Here is an 18,094-nt window from a genome sequence, read left to right as displayed (position 1 = left end):
AAGCAACTCCATGGCCTCACTGCGCTACCCGGCACCGGAGTCTTACCGGACCTCGCATGGGCTGACCGTTCACCTCTGGCGGCATGAGCAGCCGGTGAACAACCCCGTGCTGCTGGTTCATGGATTCGCCTCCAACACCCTCTACAACTGGGTCAAGACCGGATGGCTGGATCCTTTGGCCGGTACTGGGCGCAGTGTGATCGCGGTGGATCTGCCCGGCCACGGCGCTTCTCGCGATGTTGATGCCGGCGCCGCCGGGCTGCGGGCTGCCGATGTGCTGGCGGATCTCGCTGAGGTAGCCACTGATACCGGCGGAGCAGTGGATCTGCACGGCTATTCCATGGGGTCTCGGCTCAGCTGGGAGTTCGCACACCGCTACCCACAGCTGGTCTCCTCTCTGGTCATGGGCGGCTCCCCGGTCTCCGATGAGGTGTATCAGGTCGACGCCGACCAGGCCCGCAGCTGGGCTGCCGGTGGTTCTGAACCGGCCGATGAGGCCACCCGGAAGTTCATCACCGTGGCCTCAGCCCTCCCGGATCAGCATCTTCCCCATGTGGTGGAGTTCCGGCTGGCCCTGGCTCATGACACCTATCGTCCCGAGGAGATGGTCCCGGCCGTACCTACTCTGGTGGTCGCCGGATCTAAGGACGGCATCGCCGCCGGAGCCGAGAAGCTCGCCGAGCTGGTCCAGAAGACCGGTCAGCCGGCTCAGTTCGTGGAGATCCCGGGACGCAATCACGTCAATGTGCTCACCGCTCGGGACTATAAGTCTGCTGTTACAGGCTTTCTGGCTCGCTGAGCTCACCTGCGCGCAGCATCACCAGGATCGGCACCGCCACAGCGGCTGCGACGCCTGAGGCCACCAGTGCGGTCTGCCATACCTCGAGCATCCCGCAGGTGAGGGCGATCAGGAAGGCCAGACCGAGTGCACTGCGGTCCAGGCGTGGATTGGGCTCCCATACCCGTTCCGCCGGGGCGATCAGCCCGCCCAAAAAACTCAGCAGAGCCGGAGTCCAGACAGCCTGTTGCTCGGCTGCTGCGATCAGCAGCACCACCAGCACCACATAGCCGACGGTGCTCATCAGCATCAGGTTCCGCCAGCGGACCCACCGAGTGAGCAGGCGGGTAAATCCGATCGAGAGGAAGAACCCGGCAAGCGCAAGACTCGCGGCAGCCAGTGCCGGCCAAATTCCTGAGGTCACTGTGGCCAGTGCTACGGCAAAGGGCAGCAGTGCTCCTGGGAGTCGGGCCACCAGTGAGAGCAGTCGCATCAGGGGTGCACCAGCATCTTCAGATGGGATCCGCTGCGAGTCTTGGTCACGCGCAGCTGCACTGGGATCTGCTGGTGCATCTCGCTGACATGGCTGACCACTCCGACTTGCCGGCCCTCCCCCTGGAGGGTGTGGAGGGCCGACATCACGGCCTCGAGAGTCTCTTCATCCAGGGAGCCGAAGCCCTCATCGATGAATAGGCTCTCCAGTTCGATTCCGCCGGCCTCAGACTGGACGATCTCTGCCAGCCCCAGGGCCAGGGCCAGGGCGGTCATAAAGGTCTCACCGCCGGAGAGAGATTCGGCGGGTCGTTCCTCCCCGGAGTATTCGTCGAAGACCTTCAGATCCAGTCCGCGCAGGCCTCGCTGTTGCCTATCGGGGTCCAAAAGCAGTTGGTAGCGCCCGCTGGACATGGTGCTCAGGTGTCGGGTTGCGGCCTGGGTAACCCTCTCCAGACGGGCCGCCAGCACAAAAGTGGACAGGCGCATCCGGAGGTCGTTCTCCCCCTGACCGGCCACAGTCTTGGCCAGTTCTGTAGTGCGCAGCTGTTCCCCGGCCTGGGTCTCCCGTTGGGTCAGTGCCGTCTGCAGCTGCTCAGCGGTTCGGTCCAGGCTCTCCATACGCGCCGTATAGGCAGTGTATTCGCGGTGCTGCTGAGCCAGTGACTCCTCCGCCTCCTGGGCTGAGGTGAGCACCTGATCGACCTCCTCGGATGCGGGAATCTGCTCCCCCGCCTCAGTTCGGTCTCGCCCCTGTTGGAATTCCTCCTGCTCGGCCTCGTAACGCAGCCTCTCGGCTGCCGCATCATAGGCCTCTACCTTCTCGGTGAGTTCAGTCAGGATCTCAGGTGTGCACAGGGAATCGTCGACTTCTGCTGCGCTGCTGAAGGGCGATTCGGCCAGTTGTTTATCGGCAGCCTCACGGGCGCTGACTGCCTCTTTGGCTGCAGCCGCGGCCTCCTGTTCCTGCTGGGTGGCCGCAGACAGGTGTTTATGCAGACTCTCCAGGGCGCTGATCCGCTGACTGATGCTGGGGTGTTCGGCTCTGAGCTCGTTGATCCTCTCCTGGAGGGTTTGAGCTTCTTCACCGAGCCGGTGGGCCTCGGCCTGTTGGGTCTCGGCGCGGTGCAGGGCCTGGGTGTGCTGATTGCGCAATTCGGTCAGCTTCTGCCCGGCCTGCTCTGCCTCACGCCGCAGTCTGTGCTGCTGGGTCCGAGTAGCTTCCGCAGTTTCGACGGCAGTGCTGCTGGTCTCTGCGGCGGCAGTCAGCTGCTCCAGGAGTGTCTCTGCGTCCTCCTCGAGACTCTGCTGAATCTCCTGCAGCCGGGTGACGGTTTTGGTCTTCTCGGCCTGCAGGCTCTGCAGCTGTCCCCTGCGTTGGTTGAGGACTTCAGCTGCCTCCTCCACCTGGTCCCTGCTGACGGTCTCCGGTGAGGTTTCCAAGGGCTGGGGGTGCTCAGTGGACCCGCAGACCAGGCAGGGGGATCCTGGTTCCAATTGGGCGGCCAGTTCAGAGGCCAGGGACTGCAGGTGTCCTTCAGACAGTCTCCGGTACTCCGCCTCGGCCTCGTGGACTTCCTGTTCGGCGGTGGTGATCCGGTCGCTGAGGTCGGTCAGTTCCTGCTGGGTCTTCTGGCGTTGGCCGCCCAGTTGGACTTTCTGCTCCGCACCGCTGAGGCTGCTGCGGGCGCTGTCGAGTGTCTGATCCAGCTCCTCGGGGTCCAGCAGCTGTTCTTGAAGTTCTTGCTGGGTTTTCTGCAGTCCGGTGACCTCAGCGGCGATCTCTTCGGCCCGGGTGGTTGCCTCATCAGCTGCCTTCTTCGCCGTCTGTGCCTGCTGCAGAAGCCGGCTGTGCTCAGTTTCGGCCCCGGTGGCCTCCGGACTGGTCAGCCGGGCGTGGAGGACATTGAGTTCCTCGATAGCAGTGCTGATCTCGGTGCTGGCGATGTCACTCTGCTCGGTGAGCACCTGGTGGGCACGTTGGGCAGCTTCCTCTGCACCTGCGAGCAGACTCCGGTGGCGGGTCTCGGCCTTCTCAGCAGCACTCAGCCAGTCGCGGACACTTTGACCGGCGCGGTGTTCGGCCAGTTGCCGACGGGCCTGGTCCACAGCACCTCGTTGATTCTGGTGGTCTTCAAGCCTGCGGAGATGTTCAGCCCACAGCTGCATCTGCCGCCGCCGGCTCTTGAGGTCCTCAGCCTGCTGCCGGGCCTGCTGCGCGGCTTTCTTCGCTGTACTCTCAGCCTCGGCCAGCTGTTGCTGTCTGCTGTGCGCTGCTTCGGTCACCGTAGTGATCAGCTCTTCCTCAGTGAGCTCATCAGTCTGCGGCGCCTGGTCAGCCAATAGGGCAGCAGCCGAATCCCGAAGCGTGCTGGTGTGGATGCTGATGGTCTTCTCCAGCTGGTTCAGGAGGTCCTCAGCATCACGTTTCTGTTCCCAGAGGTGGGCCTCGAGCCGGTTGTAGATCCAAATGTCGAAGAGCTGCTCCAGGATTTCGCGACGGGTCTCATTATTGGCATGCAGCAGTTGGGCGAAGGCGCCCTGGGGCAGCAGGATCACTTTGGTGAACTCATGGACCTTCAAACCGATGATCTGTTCCAGCTCGGCATCGGCCTCGGCGATCTTATGCACCGGCAGGGTCTTCCAGTCGCCGTCGGTCCGACGTTGGATGCTCAGTTCGGCCCCCACGCGCTGGGGTTTGGCTCCACGACGTTTGGGCGGGCGCCAGTAGACCGCCTGGCGCCGGATTCGGTACCGGTCTTCTCCCCTGCTGAACTCCAGTTCGACATAGGGCACCCTGTCTGCCGGGGCATGCTGGGATTTCAACTGGTCAGGGCGGCGCTCCCCGGGAACTGTGCCATAGAGGGCGAAGGTCAGCGCATCCAGGACCGAGGTTTTCCCGGAGCCGGTTTCGCCGCGCAGCAGGAACAGCCCGTCGGCGCCCAGGGCATCGAAATCGACAGTCTCCGTACCGGGGAAGGGACCGAAGGCGCAGAGTTTCAGGGTGTGGAATCTCATGCGGTGCGCGCCTCCTGCAGTGCCTGCTCCACCAGGGCGAGTTCCTCATCATCGGCGCTGCGGTGTCTGACATGGTCCAGGAAGCTGGCCACGAGGTCCAGCTCGGTGGCAGCTTCGGCGAACTTCTTCGAGTAGGTGGTGGCCTCCCGCTGGGTAGCCGCTCCGGCGTAGCTGTACTGCATGAGGTGTGGATAGACCTCGCGCAAGCGCTGATAGGCCCTTTCAGGCCGTTCGTCATCGGTGAGGGTGATCTGCACGAAGGCCTCGGACCACCTCTGAACGGTTGCCGGGTCCAGGATGCTGTCCAATTCGCCTTTGAGCCTTTTGACCTCTCGGCCGATCTGCCAGTCCAGCCCAGTGATGGCTGAGCCCGGATCTGCTAATTCGGTGGATTCGATCAGCCAGGCCCCTTTGCCCTGGGACTCCTCTGAGAAGGAGTAGCGCAGCGGGGAGCCTGAGTACCGGATGCGCTCGGCCAACCGCTGCCGGCCATGCAGATGACCCAGGGCCACATAGTCGAATCCCTCGAAGAGCTCCAGGGGCACCACGGCCAGTCCCCCGACAGTCTCCTCGTGGTGATCCAGGGACTCCTCCGGAACTGCCGGGGCACCGATATTGCGTTCGGATTCGCTGGCGATTCCCCGGGCCGCAAAGAGATGGGCCATCACCACTGTGGTGGCAGATTCGCCCCGGTCTGCGGCGTCCTGACGTATCCGGTTCAGCACCTCGGTCATCACTGAGGTGTGGTGGGCCTTCTGGAGACCGAGCTCCTCTGCACACAGCTGTGGTTCCAGATAGGGCACACCGTAGACCAGCAGCTGGCTGCCGTCCTCCTGGGTGAAGGACACCGGGGTCCAGGCATCGGCTAATTGGGTGCGCAGATGCACACCGGCGGCAGTGGTCAGCCGGGAGGTGAATCCCAGCCGCTGGGCGGAGTCATGGTTGCCTGGTGTCACCACCACCTGGGCTCCTGCCTGGATGAGGCTGTAGAGGGTGTCATCGAGCAGTTTCACCGCCCATTCCGGTGGCAGCGCCCGGTCATAGACATCCCCGGCGACCAGGACGAGATCAATCTGCTGTTCTTCCACCTCAGCGCAGAGTCTGCTGAGCATCTCGGTCTGTTCCTCGCGCAGCGAGGTCCCGTGGAAGCCTCGGCCCAGATGCCAGTCTGAAGTGTGCAGAATCTTCATGTTCTCCACGATATGCCCCGCAGAGGACACGGCCAGGTTCCCACGTCTACTCTTATGGGGTGAATTCGAGACTCCACCGTAGAGATGAAGGGGCTTTGGTGTGACAGATGAGGAGCTGATCGCCGCATTCGAACCGGCGATGCTGGGGCTGCTGCCGGCTGAGGGCCAGCCGGTGCATGCGGAGTCGCTGCTGGCCCTGTGCCTGGCCGACGGGCTCCTGGAAGTTATGCAGTGGGCCAAGGAGGGCACCGGTGCCGATCCTGCTGCGAGCATGTGGCTGGGAGCGCTGCGCTGGCACCGGCTGATCACCGGGGCTTTCCCCGCCGGCGCACCTGAACCGGTGGCTCGGCCCACGGACCACGCCCTGGGGCTGATCCTGAGCTCCGGTGGCGCTGAGATCGTTCCCGGATCCGCTGAGTCGTCGCTAGCCGGACTGGCCAGTGGCGCCATGGGCACTCGGGCTGAACCCGCCCAGCCGGAGGCTCAGGAAGATGCGGCCCTCACCCGGGTGCTGCCGATCAGCCTGGCCCCCTATGTAGATGACCAGCTGCGGCAGGACTGGGCTGAGGAAGCCATCTGCCTCACTCATGGCCACCCCCAGCTGCGGGAAGAGGCCCGACGACGGGCCACGCTGAGGCCTGCTCCGGAGGAGGCGGGGCCCCGGCACCAGCTCTTGGGCGTCGTCGTCGAGGATCTCGTCAAGCGCTGGAAGGCCGCTACGACTTAATCGGCCAGGCCTCGCCGAGCAGCTGCTGAAAATCCTGTTCGGTGATGATCCGCAGGGTTTGGCCCCGCTCGATCCGGGTGCGGGCCTCGCGGACTTTGCGGGCCTGCAGCGGCGGCACCGGATCGGCTGCCTGGAGGTCCTCGGCGCTGACCCCGTCTCCGATGACCAGCAGACTGGTGGATCCGGTGACCTTCGAGGAGGTGTTTCCGCCGTGGTCTGCCACCAGGCCCTTGGCATCGGCTCGCGGGATCGCGAGATTGCCGCTGAAGACCACATGCTCTCCGTGCAAGGGGTGCTCGGGGTCGGCATCGGGATTCGGCGCGAGGTTCTTGCCCTCATCCTGCCAACGCATGAGATCAGGCAGCATATCGTCACTGATATCCGGGGTTCGGGCGTCGAAGAGTTTCTCATACTGCCGGACCTGCCGGGTGGCCCGGGACTCGTAGGCACGCGGCGGGGTCCAGGCTTCCAGTTCCTCGGCCTCGATAAAGTGCCGGCCGAAGAGATCCTCGAGCCGGTTAGCCTTCTGCCGCTCAGCGATATCGACGACGATGGCTGCAGCAGCCCGGGCGTCCCAGAGCGCGTGGTGGTGATGTTTGAGGTGGAATCCGGCCTCCTCAGCCGCTGCCGGCAGAGCATGGGATTCCAGCTGGTAGACCGCGCGGGCCAACCGGACCGAGCACAGCGCCCGCAGCCCCGGGGAGCTCAACCCGGAGACCTCCAGTGCTGATTCGAAGACCTCGAGGTCGAAGGTCGCGTTATGAGCCACCAGGGTGTCACCACCGATGAACTCCCGAATCTGGGCGAAGAGATCGGCGAACCGAGGCTCGGCGGCGACTCGCTCTGCCGTGATGCCGTGGATGTCCACATTGCGCGGATCGAATCGGTCAAACCCCTGTGGGGGACGCATCCGCTTGAAGAAGAGCTCATCCACATTGCCGTCACGGACCCTGACCATGCCGATCGCGCAGGGGGATCCGCGGAAGCCGTTTGCCGTTTCGAAGTCCACGGCGGTGAAGTTCAGGCCGCTGACCCGAGGGGGGCGCAGTCCGGCCAGGGAACCAGGTGCTGAGACCGACATTACGCGCCCAGCACCTCCACCAAATGAGGCGCCAGGGCGGCGAAGGCTTTGCCGCGGTGGGAGATGGCGTTCTTCTCGGCCATGCTCAGCTCGGCAGTTGATCGGGTCTCCCCGGCCGGTTGCAGGATGGGGTCATAGCCGAAGCCGCCCTCGCCACGCGGGGTGGCCAGCAGGGTTCCCTCGAGTTTGCCGTAGGCGGTGTACTCAGCCCCCTCAGGGGTCACCAGGGAGGCTACGCAGACGAAGGCCGCGCTGCGGTGTTCTTCCGAGATATCGGCCAGCTGCTGCAGCAGGAGGTCGCGGTTGTTCTCATCGGAGGCCTGGGCTCCGGCCCAGCGGGCGGAGAAGATTCCCGGGGCTCCGCCGAGGACATCTACGGCAAGCCCGGAGTCATCGGCCACAGCGGGCAGCCCGGTCTGCTGGGCCACTGCACGAGCCTTGATCAGGGAGTTCTCCTCGAAGGTGACACCGGTTTCGGGGATGTCACCCACTCCGGCGGTGGCAGAGTCGATGACGGCGTCCTCGGTGTTGAGGTCCTGCAGCTGGGGCTGGGTGGCCAGCAGGGCACGGAACTCGCGGACCTTGCCCTGGTTGCCGGTGGCGAGAACGATTCTGGCTTCGGCTGGGATGCTCACCGGGAGAGTGCCTCCCGCTGGAGATTGTCCAGCTGCGCGCAGCCGGTGACCGCGAGGTCGAGCAGTTCGTTGAGCTGGTCGCGGGAGAAGGGCGCACCCTCGGCAGTGCCCTGAACCTCGACGAAGTCCCCGGAGCCGGTGACCACAACGTTCATATCGGTTCCGGCCGTGGAGTCCTCGGGATAGGGCAGATCCAGCACTGCGGTGCCATCGGGGAGCACACCCACCGAGACTGCGGATACAGAGTCCCTGAGCACCTCGGCATTCTTGCGGATATGGCCTTCGGCCCGGGCCCATTCCACCGCATCAGCCATGGCCACGAAGGCTCCGGTGATGGCTGCGGTGCGGGTGCCGCCATCGGCCTGCAGGACATCGCAGTCCAGGGTGATCATGTTCTCGCCCATGGATTCGAGGTCAACCACTGCGCGCAGGGACCGGCCGATCAGCCGGGAGATTTCGTGGGTGCGGCCGCCGATCTTTCCTTTGACCGATTCCCGGGAGCTGCGGGTGTTAGTTGCTCGTGGGAGCATCGCGTATTCGGCGGTGACCCAGCCGCGGCCCGCGCCTCGGAGCCAGCGGGGGACATCGGATTCGAAGCTTGCGGTGCACAGCACCTTGGTGCGGCCGAATTCGATCAATACGCTGCCCTCGGCGTGTTCGGACCACCCCCGAGTGATGGTCACCTCCCGCAGCTGGTCAATGGCGCGGCCGTCTGCTCGTAGGTAATTCTGGGTCATTGATGCTCCTGCTTCAGTGCTCGCGGGGTGCTGGTGCTAGTGACGGATCAGTTCTCAGATGTCGTAGGTGACCCCGTGCGAGGCCACGGCGATATTGCCGGTGTACCGGCGCGAGGCGTGTTCGTGGACGATCTGGGCGTTGGTCCAGGCCGGGATATGGGTCAGCAGCAGCCGGCCCACTTCTGCCTCGGCGGCCGCGGCACCGGCCCGGTCACCATTGAGGTGGATCCCGTCAAGGTGATCGTCCCGGCCGTCCTCGAAGGCAGCCTCGCAGAGGAAGACATCGGCGCCCTTGGCAGCCTCGATGAGTCCCTCACAGCTGTCGGTGTCGCCCGAGTAGGTCAGGGTGCGCACACTGCCGTCCTCCTGGCGTGCTTCGATCCGCAGCGCATAGGGCTCCTCGATGGGGTGCCGCACTGGGACCGGGGTGATGGTGAAGGGACCGATCTCGGTGGGCTGCCGAGGGGTCCACCCCCGAAAGTCGAACTCCGAGTGCATCCCCGGATCGGGGTTAATGCCATGGGCGATAGCGATCCGCTCATCGGTTCCGGCCGGGCCGTGCACCGGGATTCGATCAGCTGTCCACCCTCCGGGCATCCATTTGACCACAATATGCAGGCCCGTGAGGTCCATGTAGTGGTCAGGGTGCAGATGGCTCAGGCATACCGCGTCGAGCTCGTCCAGTGAGATGTGCTGCTGCAGCGACCCCAGTGCCCCACTGCCGAGGTCCAGGGCCACCCGCCAGGTGCGTCCCTCATATTCTTGGCTGATCAGGTAGCAGGATGCCGGCGATTGCGGTCCGGGGAAGGACCCGCTGCAGCCGATGATGGTCAGTCTCATTGCCGCCAGCTTAGCGGTCCTGCTCTTCGGGCATCACATCGAGCATCGCTGAGAACAGGGTCTCCTGCAGCCAGGTGGTGAAGGCGTAGAGCTCGGCCATGAACTCGTCAGTGGTCGCGGCCTTGCCCTGACCTGCGATGTTATGCACTTTCTCGGCGTCGTCCTCGGTTTCGATACCGAGCCGGGCAGCCAGTGTCAGCCGAACGTCATTGATCGCCCGCCCGAAGACCGGGGCCTGCTCCTCGGTGAGTATGACCGGATCGGATTCAAGGGCCATCCGGGCGGTCTGCAGATCGGAGATCTTCGACTCCCGCAGCGAGGATTCGGAGAGCCTGCGCAATTGGGCAGCTTCATCAGCGTCCTCGGCGGCATCTGGCAGCAGCCGGGCGAGCACCTCGTCAGTGGGCGGTTCCAAACCCGGCTGGGCGTCGTCGTCGTTCTCTGCCTGTTCCTGCTCGTTCTCCAGGTACTGGGCGCCGAGGCCTGCCAGTTCACGGCGGAAGTGGTCGAACTCATCCTGCTGGTCAGTTGCGGCGGTGTCTCCGTCGACCTCTTTGCCACGCTGCTGCAGCAGGGTGATCACATCGGCGCAGAGCTGGGAGATCAGCCGCCGTTCGTGGGTTTCTAGGTCAGCCTTATATCCCCGGGTGGTTGCCCGGAATGCTCGCGCCATCAGTTATTCCGCCTCTTCCACTGTGGCCTGTAGGCCGTAGTTGTGCATGGCGGTGACATCGCGCTCGGCCTGCTCCCGCGGACCGGTGGCGACCACCGCCCGGCCTTCATGGTGGACCTGCAGCATCAGCTTCTTGGCCTTCTCCTTGGAGTGACCGAAGTAGCTGCGGAACACCCAGGCCACATAGGACATGAGGTTCACCGGGTCATTCCAGACCACCACCTGGTAGGGCCGGTTGGCGGCAGCACGCTGCTGTTCGCTGAGGTCGGCCTCCTCGCGGGTCAGCGTTGATCCGGCAGTGGAACTCATAGACCCCATTTTAGGGCCGTAGGATAGCGACCGTGGAATCCACCGCCTTGCTGACCGACCAGTACGAACTGACTATGGTGCAGGCAGCCCTGCGATCTGGGGCCGCCCACCGCCGCTGCACCTTTGAGGTGTTCAGCCGCAAGCTGCCCGCCGGGCGCCGCTATGGAGTGGTCGCCGGGACCGGGCGAATGCTGGAGGGGTTGGAGCAATTCCGGTTCGGTCAGGCCGAGTTGGACTATCTGGATTCGCAGAAAATCGTCGACGACGACACCCTGCAGTTCCTGGCTAACTACCGGTTCTCCGGGGAGATCACCGGCTATGCCGAGGGCGAGGTCTACCTCCCGCATTCCCCAGTGCTGCAGGTCACCGCGAGCTTCGCCGAGGCCTGCCTCTTGGAGACCTTCGTGCTCTCGGTGATGAATCATGACTCCGCGGTGGCGGCTGCGGGATCTCGGATGACCATGGCCGCTGATGGGCGTCCCTGTGTGGAGATGGGCTCCCGGCGCACCCAGGAGTATGCGGCAACTGCTGCTGCCCGCACCGCCGCGGTGGTGGGTTTCGCGGCAACCTCCAATCTTGAGGCCGGCCGCCGCTGGGGCATCCCGACCCTGGGCACTGCCGCCCATGCCTTCACCCTGCTGCATGACAGTGAGGAGGAGGCCTTCGCCGCCCAGGTTGAGGCTTTCGGTCCGGGCACGACCCTGCTGGTGGACACCTATGAGGTGGAACCTGCAGTGCGAAAAGCGGTGGAGATCGCCGGCCCCGAACTGGGTGCGGTGCGCCTGGACTCCGGGGACCTGGTGGAGCAGGCCCATGAGGTCCGTAAGCTGCTGGATTCCCTGGGCAATAACAACACCAAAATCATTGTCTCCTCGGATCTGGATGAGCATGCCATCGCCCGGTTGGCTGCTGCCCCGGTGGATTCCTATGGTGTGGGGACCCGGCTGGTCATCGGCTCCGGCTCCCCGACTGCCTCCATGGTCTACAAATTGGTGGAGCGTGCTGAGGCCGGTGCTGAGCCGGTTTCGGTAGAGAAGGCCTCTGCGGGTAAGGCCAGCACTGGCGGGAAGAAACAGGCCCTGCGCAGCCTGGATGATCATGGCCGTGCCGAGGCTGAGGTCATCTCTGCCCGAGGGCCGCTGGCTGATGCTGGTTATGTGGGCCGTCAGCTGCAGGTTCCGCTGGTGGTCGATGGTGAGGTCCAGCCCGGTTTCACTGGTGCGGAAGGTGTTCAGCAGGCTACTCAGCGGCACCGGGATTCACTGGCTGAGCTGCCCTCGGATGCCCACCGTCTTTCCGATGGAGACCCCGTAATTCCGACGATCTTTCGTTAGGCTGTAAGCATGGCTGAAGCACTGATCATTGTGGATGTGCAGAACGACTTCTGCGAGGGCGGCGCCCTTGCCGTTGCCGGTGGCGCCCAGGTGGCCGCTGACCTCAGTGAATTCCTGGAGGATATGCACGCCGACTACGACGCCGTGGTCGCCACTCGGGACTGGCACATTGATCCTGGTGCCCATTTCTCTGAGAGCCCCGATTTCGTCAAGAGCTGGCCGGTGCACTGTGTGGCCGGGACTGCGGGGGCGGAACTGCATGAGGATCTCGATACCGACTACATCGAGGCTGAGTTCCTCAAGGGCCTCTACGACGACGGCTACTCTGGTTTCGAGGGTCGGCTGGGTGATCCTGGTCGGGTGGGAATTCTTGAAGGCGAGAAGGGTGTGAAGGTCGAGGCGGCCGACGTCGTCGCCGAGGACGCTCCTGATTTGGACACCTGGCTGCAGGAGCGGGAGATCGATGCGGTGACGATTGTCGGCATCGCCACTGATCACTGCGTGCGGGCCACCGCCTTGGATGCCGCTGAGAATGACTACTCGGTGACTGTGATCTCTGATCTGACCGTTGGTGTCAGCGAAGAGAAGATCGAGGAGACCTACGAGGAGTTCGCCGAGGCCGGTATCACCGTCACCCCAACCCAGGACCTCTGATTCCGGCCCCTACTGCCAGGGGTTGATCATGGTCATCCCGGCAACTGTTGCGGTATCGAAGCCCGGCAGCATTTCCGCGGCGGCTTCGAGGCTGACGGTGCGTTCGATGAGGTGGTGCGGTGCCAGCTCGCCGGTGGCGATGAGCTCAAGCATGGCCGGATAATCCGCTGCGGCCATACCGTGGCTGCCCAAAATATCCAGCTCCCAGGCGATCGCCCGATCCAGGGGGATGCGGGGGTGACCTCCGGTGGGCGCCAGGAGACCGACTTGGACATGCCGGCCGCGACGGCGCAGGCTCAGCACTGCATCAGCGCTTGTCTGCTCACTGCCCACCGCATCCACTGAGACATGGCTGCCGCCTCCGGTCAGCTCGGCCACGGCTTGCGGGATGTCTTGGCCTTCGGCCAGCAGGGTGTGGTCTGCTCCGAGTGCACTGGCCGCGGCGAGCGCTTCCTGATGCCGGTCGACAGCGATAGTCCGTGCGCCCAGTGCCCGGGCGATCATCACAGTGCTCAGCCCCACCCCGCCGGCACCGATGACGGTGACCCATTCCCCCGGTTGGACAGCGGCACGGCCGACCAGCGCCCGGTAGGCGGTGGCGAACCGGCAGCCCAAGGCTGCGGCGGTACTGGTCTCTACGGCATCGGGGACTTTGATGAGGTTGGTATCGGCGGCGTGCAGGGCCACGTATTCGGCGAAGGACCCCCAGTGGGTGAATCCGGGCTGCTGCTGTTGGGGGCATACCTGGGCTTGCCCCTCTCGGCACCAATGGCAGGTTCCGCAGCCGCAGATGAACGGGACGGTCACCCGGTCACCGACTGAGAAGCCGCGCACCTCGGGAGAAACCTCGACGACGACGCCGGCTAACTCATGTCCTGGCACATGCGGGAAGGCGACATCACTGTCATGACCGGCCCAGGCGTGCCAGTCGCTGCGGCAGAGACCGGTGGCCTCCACTCGAACCACCACTCCCCCGGTAGGAAGGCTGGGATCCGGTACTTCACGAACTTCCGGCTGGGCCTGGGGAGCATCGATCACCACTGCACGCATAGCAGCATTCTCCCAGGTCTTCAGGCCACGGCCGTGAACCGCTGGAATGCCCTGTGTGGGACCCCAGCTCTGATCAGCTTCTGCCCCAATACCTGCAGATCATCGAGATCAGCCCAAGTCAGGCGCACCACCTGATAGTCCAGCATCCGCAGCGCGTCTTCACGCAGCTTCTCCTGCCGAACGGTCTCCTCCGCCGGCTGCCCGGTCAGTCCCCGGGTGTATTTGACCATCCCGTCGAACTCACAAATCACCCCATCCCACCAGAAGTCCACCCGGACACTGCCGATACGGGGTAGGTGAATAACCTGCTGCAGTTCCGGAGGCTCAAAGCCCAGCTCATCAAAGAGCACCCTGCACCGGGACTCCCCTGGGCTCTCCGAGCGCCGGTCACCAAACTGCCGCAGCCTCCGCCACACCTCGGCCAGACCCCGAACCAAAAACTCCTCAGCCCGATCGAGAGCTTCCTCCCCCACTCGGACTCCGTAGACATAGTTGCCGGCCATCACGGCATCAAGCACCATCACCGCCTCCTGACGCGGCAACCTCGGCAGGGTATCCACCAGCACATGCGGCAGCGGCTCCACCTGCACACTCACCGCACCCCCATCCTCCAGCCGGACCCCTGGTACCTCCAGCGAGATGGCGGGTATGCTCAACTCCCCAGATAACAGTTGCTCATCCGCGAGCGCCCTATTCACATCTGATGGCTTCAGCGGAGGCAGCCCATGAATGGGAAAGAATGGTGTTGGCTGTCTGCCACGGCCATTCCGCAACCCCGAACGTAGATGCACCTCACGAGGCCAGTCCATCAGCGGGACCCCATAGACCGACAGCGCGGTAACCCCACAGAGCACCGAGGAAGGCCTCGTCAGGGCAACTGCGGCGCTGAAGGCCCGATGCCGATCACTCAACCGCACTGCCTCCCATTGGGCAGCTCTCACGAAGATGCCCGGACGCAGTCGTTTCAGCTCACCACGTTGGACGCCCCGGCCAAGAGTTGGTTTCGAGCGGCCCCTCTCAGGACCCGCACGCAGGAGGGTGATGACCCCCTCCCTATCTGCAGGAGTCATGAGGCCAAGTCTGGATGCACTCAGAAATCTGCGCCAGCACCCCACCGAGAACCTGTGGATAATTCAACAGCTGAAACTCTGAGAGAGTCAGACCGGCTAATGTGTGGATGCGACTCCCTGAAAGTTTCACCGTGCTGCCCACAGCGGCCGCAGGTGAAACGTAGATGGAGCCAGATTCTAAGTCAGCCCCGGGGAACTCTATAGAAGTTTCAGAGGGGTTCACCGTGCCGGGCAAAGTACTCCTCGGCGAGGATGCCCATGGAAACATCGTCGTACCACTTCCCAGCGTGGAAGACACTGGCTCGGCGCCGTCCCTCTACCTGGAAGCCGACCTTCTCATAGGTGTGGATCCCGCGGTCTGAGTACCCGAAGACCAGCAGCTCCACTTTTCGGCAGGCGTACTCGGTGAAAGCCAGCCGCAGGGCTACCTCGAGAATATCGGTGCCATAGCCCTGGTCCTGGAACTGAGGTCCCACCACCATGCCCAGTGTGCCGATCATCGCCGGGGCTTTGATGGAGTGCACCGAGACCTGCCCGACCATCTCCCCATCGGCCTCCGCCGCGTAGGCGAATCCGGAGGCGTCCTTACTGGATGCCCACTGCCGGAACATCTCAGCGTTCTCATCCCGACGACGTCGGATGATATTGCCGTCATTGAACAGAGTGGTATCGGGGTTATCCCACCAGTCGCAGAGCGTCTCGATGTCCTCGTCTTCAATGGCCCTCAGTTGCACTTTCTCACCGTGGAAGATATCCGCAGCCCACTCACGCAGTCTCTGATAGTCGCTCATGCGACTAGCTTAGGTTCGCCAGGACTCAGACGCGGGTGAACCAGAGCTGGACTTGGCGCAGGCGTGCTTCCAACTGAGCCTGGGTGGCCTGCCCCACCGGGGGGCCGCCGCATTTCTCACGGAGCTTGGTATGGATACTCCCCTGATGCATACCGGTCTTCGCTGCATAGGCAGAGACCGATTTATTGAGCTTATTGCGCAGGGTCTTCAGCTGGCGATGGTCGACGACGTCGGCCTGGCTGGCCTGGGACTGCTGGGGGCGGCGTTTGAGCTGTTCAGCCTGCTGTTTGCGCAGCAGCTCGGAGACCTGATCAGGCTCCAGCAGCCCGGGAATGCCCAAGAATCCCATCTCATTCTCGGAGCCAATCTCACCGCCGATGCCGAACTCATCGCCGTCGAAGAGTACCCGGTCGAAGGAAGCATTCGATCCCAGGGCGGCGAACTCCCCACGGGTCAGCTCCTCTGAGGCACGGTCCTCCTGCTCGGCGGCATCGAGCTCGGCCTGCTCGGGGATCTCATCCACATCCACGCTGCCCTCGGGTTTGGCCAGGGCGTGATCGCGTTCGGCCTCCATGGCATTGGCCAGATCCGTCAGCACCGGAACTGAGGGCAGGAAGACACTGGCCACCTCGGCCTTCTTCCGCAGACGCACAAAGCGCCCCACTGCCTGGGCGAAGAACAGCGGGGTCGAGGTGGAGGTGGCATAGACACCCACACACAGCCGGGGAACGTCGACACCCTCGGAGACCATACGCACGGCCACCATCCAGTACCGGGAGCCGTCCTCGCTGAACTCCTCGATCTTATTCGAGGCCTCTTTGTCATCGGAGAGGACAACAGTGGTCTTCTGCCCGGTGAGTGCATCCAGCTGGGCCGCATAGGCCCGGGCTGCCTCGTGGTCGGTGGCGATGACCAGACCACCGGCATCCTCAATCTTGTCGCGGACCTTCATCAGCCGCTGGTGGGCTGCTCGCAGCACCGCGGGGATCCACTCTCCCTCGGGGTTCAGCGCTGTGCGCCAGGCATGCTGAGTGATGTCCTTAGTGGCTGCCCCACCCAACTGGGCCTCCATCTCCTCACCGGAGGCGGTGCGCCAGCGCATATTGCCCGAATAGGCCATAAACACCACGGGCCTGACCACACTGTCCTTCAGCGCCGGACCGTAGCCATAGGAATAGTCAGCCTTCGACCGCGGGACACCGTCATTGTCCTCGGCGTATTCGACGAACGGGATCGGTGAGGTATCCGAGCGGAACGGGGTGCCGGTCAGCGCCAGGCGCCGCACCGCCGGATCGAAGGCCTCGCGCACACCATCGCCCCAGCTCAGGGAGTCACCGGCGTGGTGGATCTCATCGAAGATCACCAGGGTCCGACCGGCCTCGGTCTTGTTGCGGTGCAGGGCCGGTTTATTGGCCACCTGGGCATAGGTGACCGCGACCCCAATGAACTGTGAACCGTGCCGACCGTCGGAGTTCTTGAAATTGGGGTCGATGGCCAGCCCCACCCTCGCGGCAGCATCGGCCCACTGGCGTTTCAGATGCTCAGTCGGGGCAACAACATAGATCCGGTTGATCTCCCCGGATTCGACCAGCAGTTTGGCCACACGCAGAGCGAAGGTGGTCTTACCCGCACCGGGGGTCGCGACCGTCAGGAAGTCCCGAGGCTTCTTCTGGATATAGAGATCCAGGGCCTCCTGCTGCCATTGGCGCAGGGTACCGGCAGTACCGCGGGGTGCGCGGTGGGGGTAAGCCGGCGGAAGCTGAGAACCGACGTCGGTCCCGACGTCGAAAAGAGTAGGTTCAGTCACTCAGGAGCTGGCGGTTCAGTTCTTACCGAAACCGAAGAAGCCTCGGCGGCCCTTGCCCGAACTGTCGTCGTCTCCGCCGCCCTTGAGCTCCTCGTAGATCTCCTTGCACTCAGGGCAGATCGGGAACTTTTCGGGGTCGCGGGAGGGAACCCAGACCTTGCCGCATAGGGCGACCACAGCATTGCCCTCCAGGGCGGATTCCATGATCTTGTCCCGCTTCACGTAGTGCGAGAAGCGCTCATGGTCGCCGGGCTCGGAGATCTGCGGGGTGTGCTCACGCTCGATCGTGGCGGCACCGCCGGGGGACGGCTCGCTGCTGGGATCAGCGGTGTGCATCCGGAAGAGGTTCTCGGCTGTGGGGGTCATAGGGCTATTCTACCGAAGACTCTTTGGTCCGCAGTAGGATCCACAGCCTGATTATTCATACCTCAGAACGAACTTGGCGCGATCTCCCCGCATGCGACGTCGAACATAGAAAACTGGCGCACCATCCTCTTCTGCAGTGACACGGGGCTGATGCAGGAACAGGTGACAGACGCTCCTATAGTTGTCAAGTAGTCGCTGAGGCCGGCTCCGCGGCAGGAGGTCGTGCCTTGATCAGGTGATAGACCTCGCGGATGACATAGCGTTTGAGACACCGGATGATGTCGCGTTTGGACTTGCCTTCAGCTGTGCGTCGAGCGACATAGGCGATGGTGGGTTCGTGGAACTGCATATCGCTCAGTCCCTAGGAGACCCTCAGCAAGAAGTGGGAAGCCCTGGCGCAGGAGGATCACTTGTGGAGCTGCTTCCAACAGGTGGGTACCGCCTATTGCCCTTCTCCGCCCCGTTGTCAGAGGCGAATGAGCCGGTTCTACACCTCCACCAGAAGGAAGTCGCAGAGTTAGCCCAAAGGATGGGGCCGTAGT

General features: G+C 63.8%; 18 protein-coding genes and 1 pseudogene. 4 read left to right on the top strand and 15 right to left on the bottom strand.

Going from position 1 to position 18,094, the window contains the following annotated elements:
• Positions 1-10: 10 nt before the first annotated feature.
• Entirely contained in the window at positions 11-799 is a 789-nt protein-coding gene (locus tag HGQ17_RS11255; RefSeq protein ID WP_168888039.1) for an alpha/beta fold hydrolase, read from the top strand.
• Here HGQ17_RS11255 and HGQ17_RS11250 read toward each other — a convergent pair.
• From HGQ17_RS11250 to HGQ17_RS11240, 3 genes are read right to left on the bottom strand one after another with little or no spacing between them, the layout of a single operon-like run.
• Positions 777-1,271, bottom strand: coding sequence for a hypothetical protein (locus HGQ17_RS11250; RefSeq protein WP_168888038.1), 495 nt, complete (start codon positions 1,269-1,271; stop codon positions 777-779). The two genes, HGQ17_RS11255 and HGQ17_RS11250, sit on opposite strands and share 23 nt — an antisense overlap.
• Positions 1,271-4,288 carry an AAA family ATPase gene (locus tag HGQ17_RS11245; RefSeq protein ID WP_168888037.1) on the bottom strand — a complete coding sequence of 1,006 codons (3,018 nt, stop codon included), beginning with the start codon at positions 4,286-4,288 and terminating at the stop codon, positions 1,271-1,273. The genes HGQ17_RS11250 and HGQ17_RS11245 overlap by 1 nt, the downstream gene beginning before the upstream one ends.
• Positions 4,285-5,478, bottom strand: a complete 1,194-nt coding sequence (locus tag HGQ17_RS11240) for an exonuclease SbcCD subunit D (RefSeq protein WP_168888036.1) — start codon at positions 5,476-5,478, stop codon at positions 4,285-4,287. Before HGQ17_RS11240 ends, HGQ17_RS11245 begins: the two co-directional genes overlap by 4 nt.
• A 100-nt stretch (positions 5,479-5,578) precedes the next feature.
• Between HGQ17_RS11240 and HGQ17_RS11235 the strand changes: the two genes are divergently transcribed.
• Positions 5,579-6,205 (top strand): ADP-ribosylglycohydrolase family protein, encoded by a 627-nt coding sequence (locus HGQ17_RS11235; RefSeq protein WP_168888035.1) that lies wholly within the window; start codon positions 5,579-5,581, stop codon positions 6,203-6,205.
• Here the strand turns inward: HGQ17_RS11235 and HGQ17_RS11230 are convergent.
• The 6 genes from HGQ17_RS11230 to clpS are packed head-to-tail and all read right to left on the bottom strand — an operon-like array spanning position 6,195 to position 10,480.
• Positions 6,195-7,286: an exonuclease domain-containing protein gene (locus HGQ17_RS11230; RefSeq protein ID WP_229503501.1), complete on the bottom strand. Its 1,092-nt coding sequence runs from the start codon at positions 7,284-7,286 to the stop codon at positions 6,195-6,197. The two genes, HGQ17_RS11235 and HGQ17_RS11230, sit on opposite strands and share 11 nt — an antisense overlap.
• Positions 7,286-7,921: an RdgB/HAM1 family non-canonical purine NTP pyrophosphatase gene (rdgB, locus tag HGQ17_RS11225; RefSeq protein WP_168888034.1), complete on the bottom strand. Its 636-nt coding sequence runs from the start codon at positions 7,919-7,921 to the stop codon at positions 7,286-7,288. Before rdgB ends, HGQ17_RS11230 begins: the two co-directional genes overlap by 1 nt.
• Positions 7,918-8,658, bottom strand: a complete 741-nt coding sequence (rph, locus tag HGQ17_RS11220) for a ribonuclease PH (RefSeq protein WP_168888033.1) — start codon at positions 8,656-8,658, stop codon at positions 7,918-7,920. The genes rdgB and rph overlap by 4 nt, the downstream gene beginning before the upstream one ends.
• Positions 8,659-8,712: 54 nt before the next feature.
• Complete coding sequence (locus HGQ17_RS11215) at positions 8,713-9,498, bottom strand: MBL fold metallo-hydrolase (protein WP_168888032.1); 786 nt, start codon at positions 9,496-9,498, stop codon at positions 8,713-8,715.
• A gap of 10 nt (positions 9,499-9,508) precedes the next feature.
• A complete protein-coding gene (locus HGQ17_RS11210) occupies positions 9,509-10,171 on the bottom strand; it encodes a DUF2017 family protein (RefSeq protein ID WP_168888031.1) in 663 nt (220 codons plus the stop codon).
• 3 nt (positions 10,172-10,174) lie between these two features.
• Entirely contained in the window at positions 10,175-10,480 is a 306-nt protein-coding gene (gene clpS / locus HGQ17_RS11205; RefSeq protein WP_168888030.1) for an ATP-dependent Clp protease adapter ClpS, read from the bottom strand.
• A gap of 74 nt (positions 10,481-10,554) precedes the next feature.
• Between clpS and HGQ17_RS11200 the strand changes: the two genes are divergently transcribed.
• Both HGQ17_RS11200 and HGQ17_RS11195 read left to right on the top strand, forming a co-directional pair.
• Positions 10,555-11,814: a nicotinate phosphoribosyltransferase gene (locus tag HGQ17_RS11200; protein WP_211090619.1), complete on the top strand. Its 1,260-nt coding sequence runs from the start codon at positions 10,555-10,557 to the stop codon at positions 11,812-11,814.
• A 9-nt stretch (positions 11,815-11,823) separates the two neighbouring features.
• Complete coding sequence (locus HGQ17_RS11195) at positions 11,824-12,468, top strand: isochorismatase family protein (RefSeq protein ID WP_168888028.1); 645 nt, start codon at positions 11,824-11,826, stop codon at positions 12,466-12,468.
• Positions 12,469-12,477: 9 nt separating this feature from the next.
• Here the strand turns inward: HGQ17_RS11195 and HGQ17_RS11190 are convergent, their stop codons facing one another.
• The 6 genes and pseudogenes from HGQ17_RS11190 to HGQ17_RS11165 form a co-directional block, all read right to left on the bottom strand.
• A complete protein-coding gene (locus HGQ17_RS11190; RefSeq protein WP_168888027.1) occupies positions 12,478-13,518 on the bottom strand; it encodes an alcohol dehydrogenase catalytic domain-containing protein in 1,041 nt (346 codons plus the stop codon).
• A gap of 20 nt (positions 13,519-13,538) precedes the next feature.
• On the bottom strand, positions 13,539-14,174 hold the full coding sequence (locus HGQ17_RS11185; RefSeq protein WP_168888026.1) for a hypothetical protein: 636 nt from the start codon (positions 14,172-14,174) through the stop codon (positions 13,539-13,541).
• A 623-nt stretch (positions 14,175-14,797) separates the two neighbouring features.
• On the bottom strand, positions 14,798-15,379 hold the full coding sequence (locus HGQ17_RS11180; RefSeq protein WP_168888025.1) for a GNAT family N-acetyltransferase: 582 nt from the start codon (positions 15,377-15,379) through the stop codon (positions 14,798-14,800).
• 25 nt (positions 15,380-15,404) lie between these two features.
• Entirely contained in the window at positions 15,405-17,186 is a 1,782-nt protein-coding gene (locus HGQ17_RS11175; RefSeq protein ID WP_168888024.1) for a DEAD/DEAH box helicase, read from the bottom strand.
• A gap of 15 nt (positions 17,187-17,201) precedes the next feature.
• Positions 17,202-17,522 carry a DUF3039 domain-containing protein gene (locus HGQ17_RS11170; RefSeq protein ID WP_168888083.1) on the bottom strand — a complete coding sequence of 107 codons (321 nt, stop codon included), beginning with the start codon at positions 17,520-17,522 and terminating at the stop codon, positions 17,202-17,204.
• Positions 17,523-17,736: 214 nt separating this feature from the next.
• Positions 17,737-17,883: pseudogene (locus HGQ17_RS11165) on the bottom strand (IS110 family transposase); the annotation flags it as partial.
• Positions 17,884-18,094: the final 211 nt, after the last annotated feature.

The organism is Nesterenkonia sedimenti (assembly GCF_012641515.1).
Taxonomy (GTDB): domain Bacteria; phylum Actinomycetota; class Actinomycetes; order Actinomycetales; family Micrococcaceae; genus Nesterenkonia; species Nesterenkonia sedimenti.
Note: the sequence above shows the minus strand (reverse complement) of the source record. Positions and strands in the feature narration are given on the sequence as shown.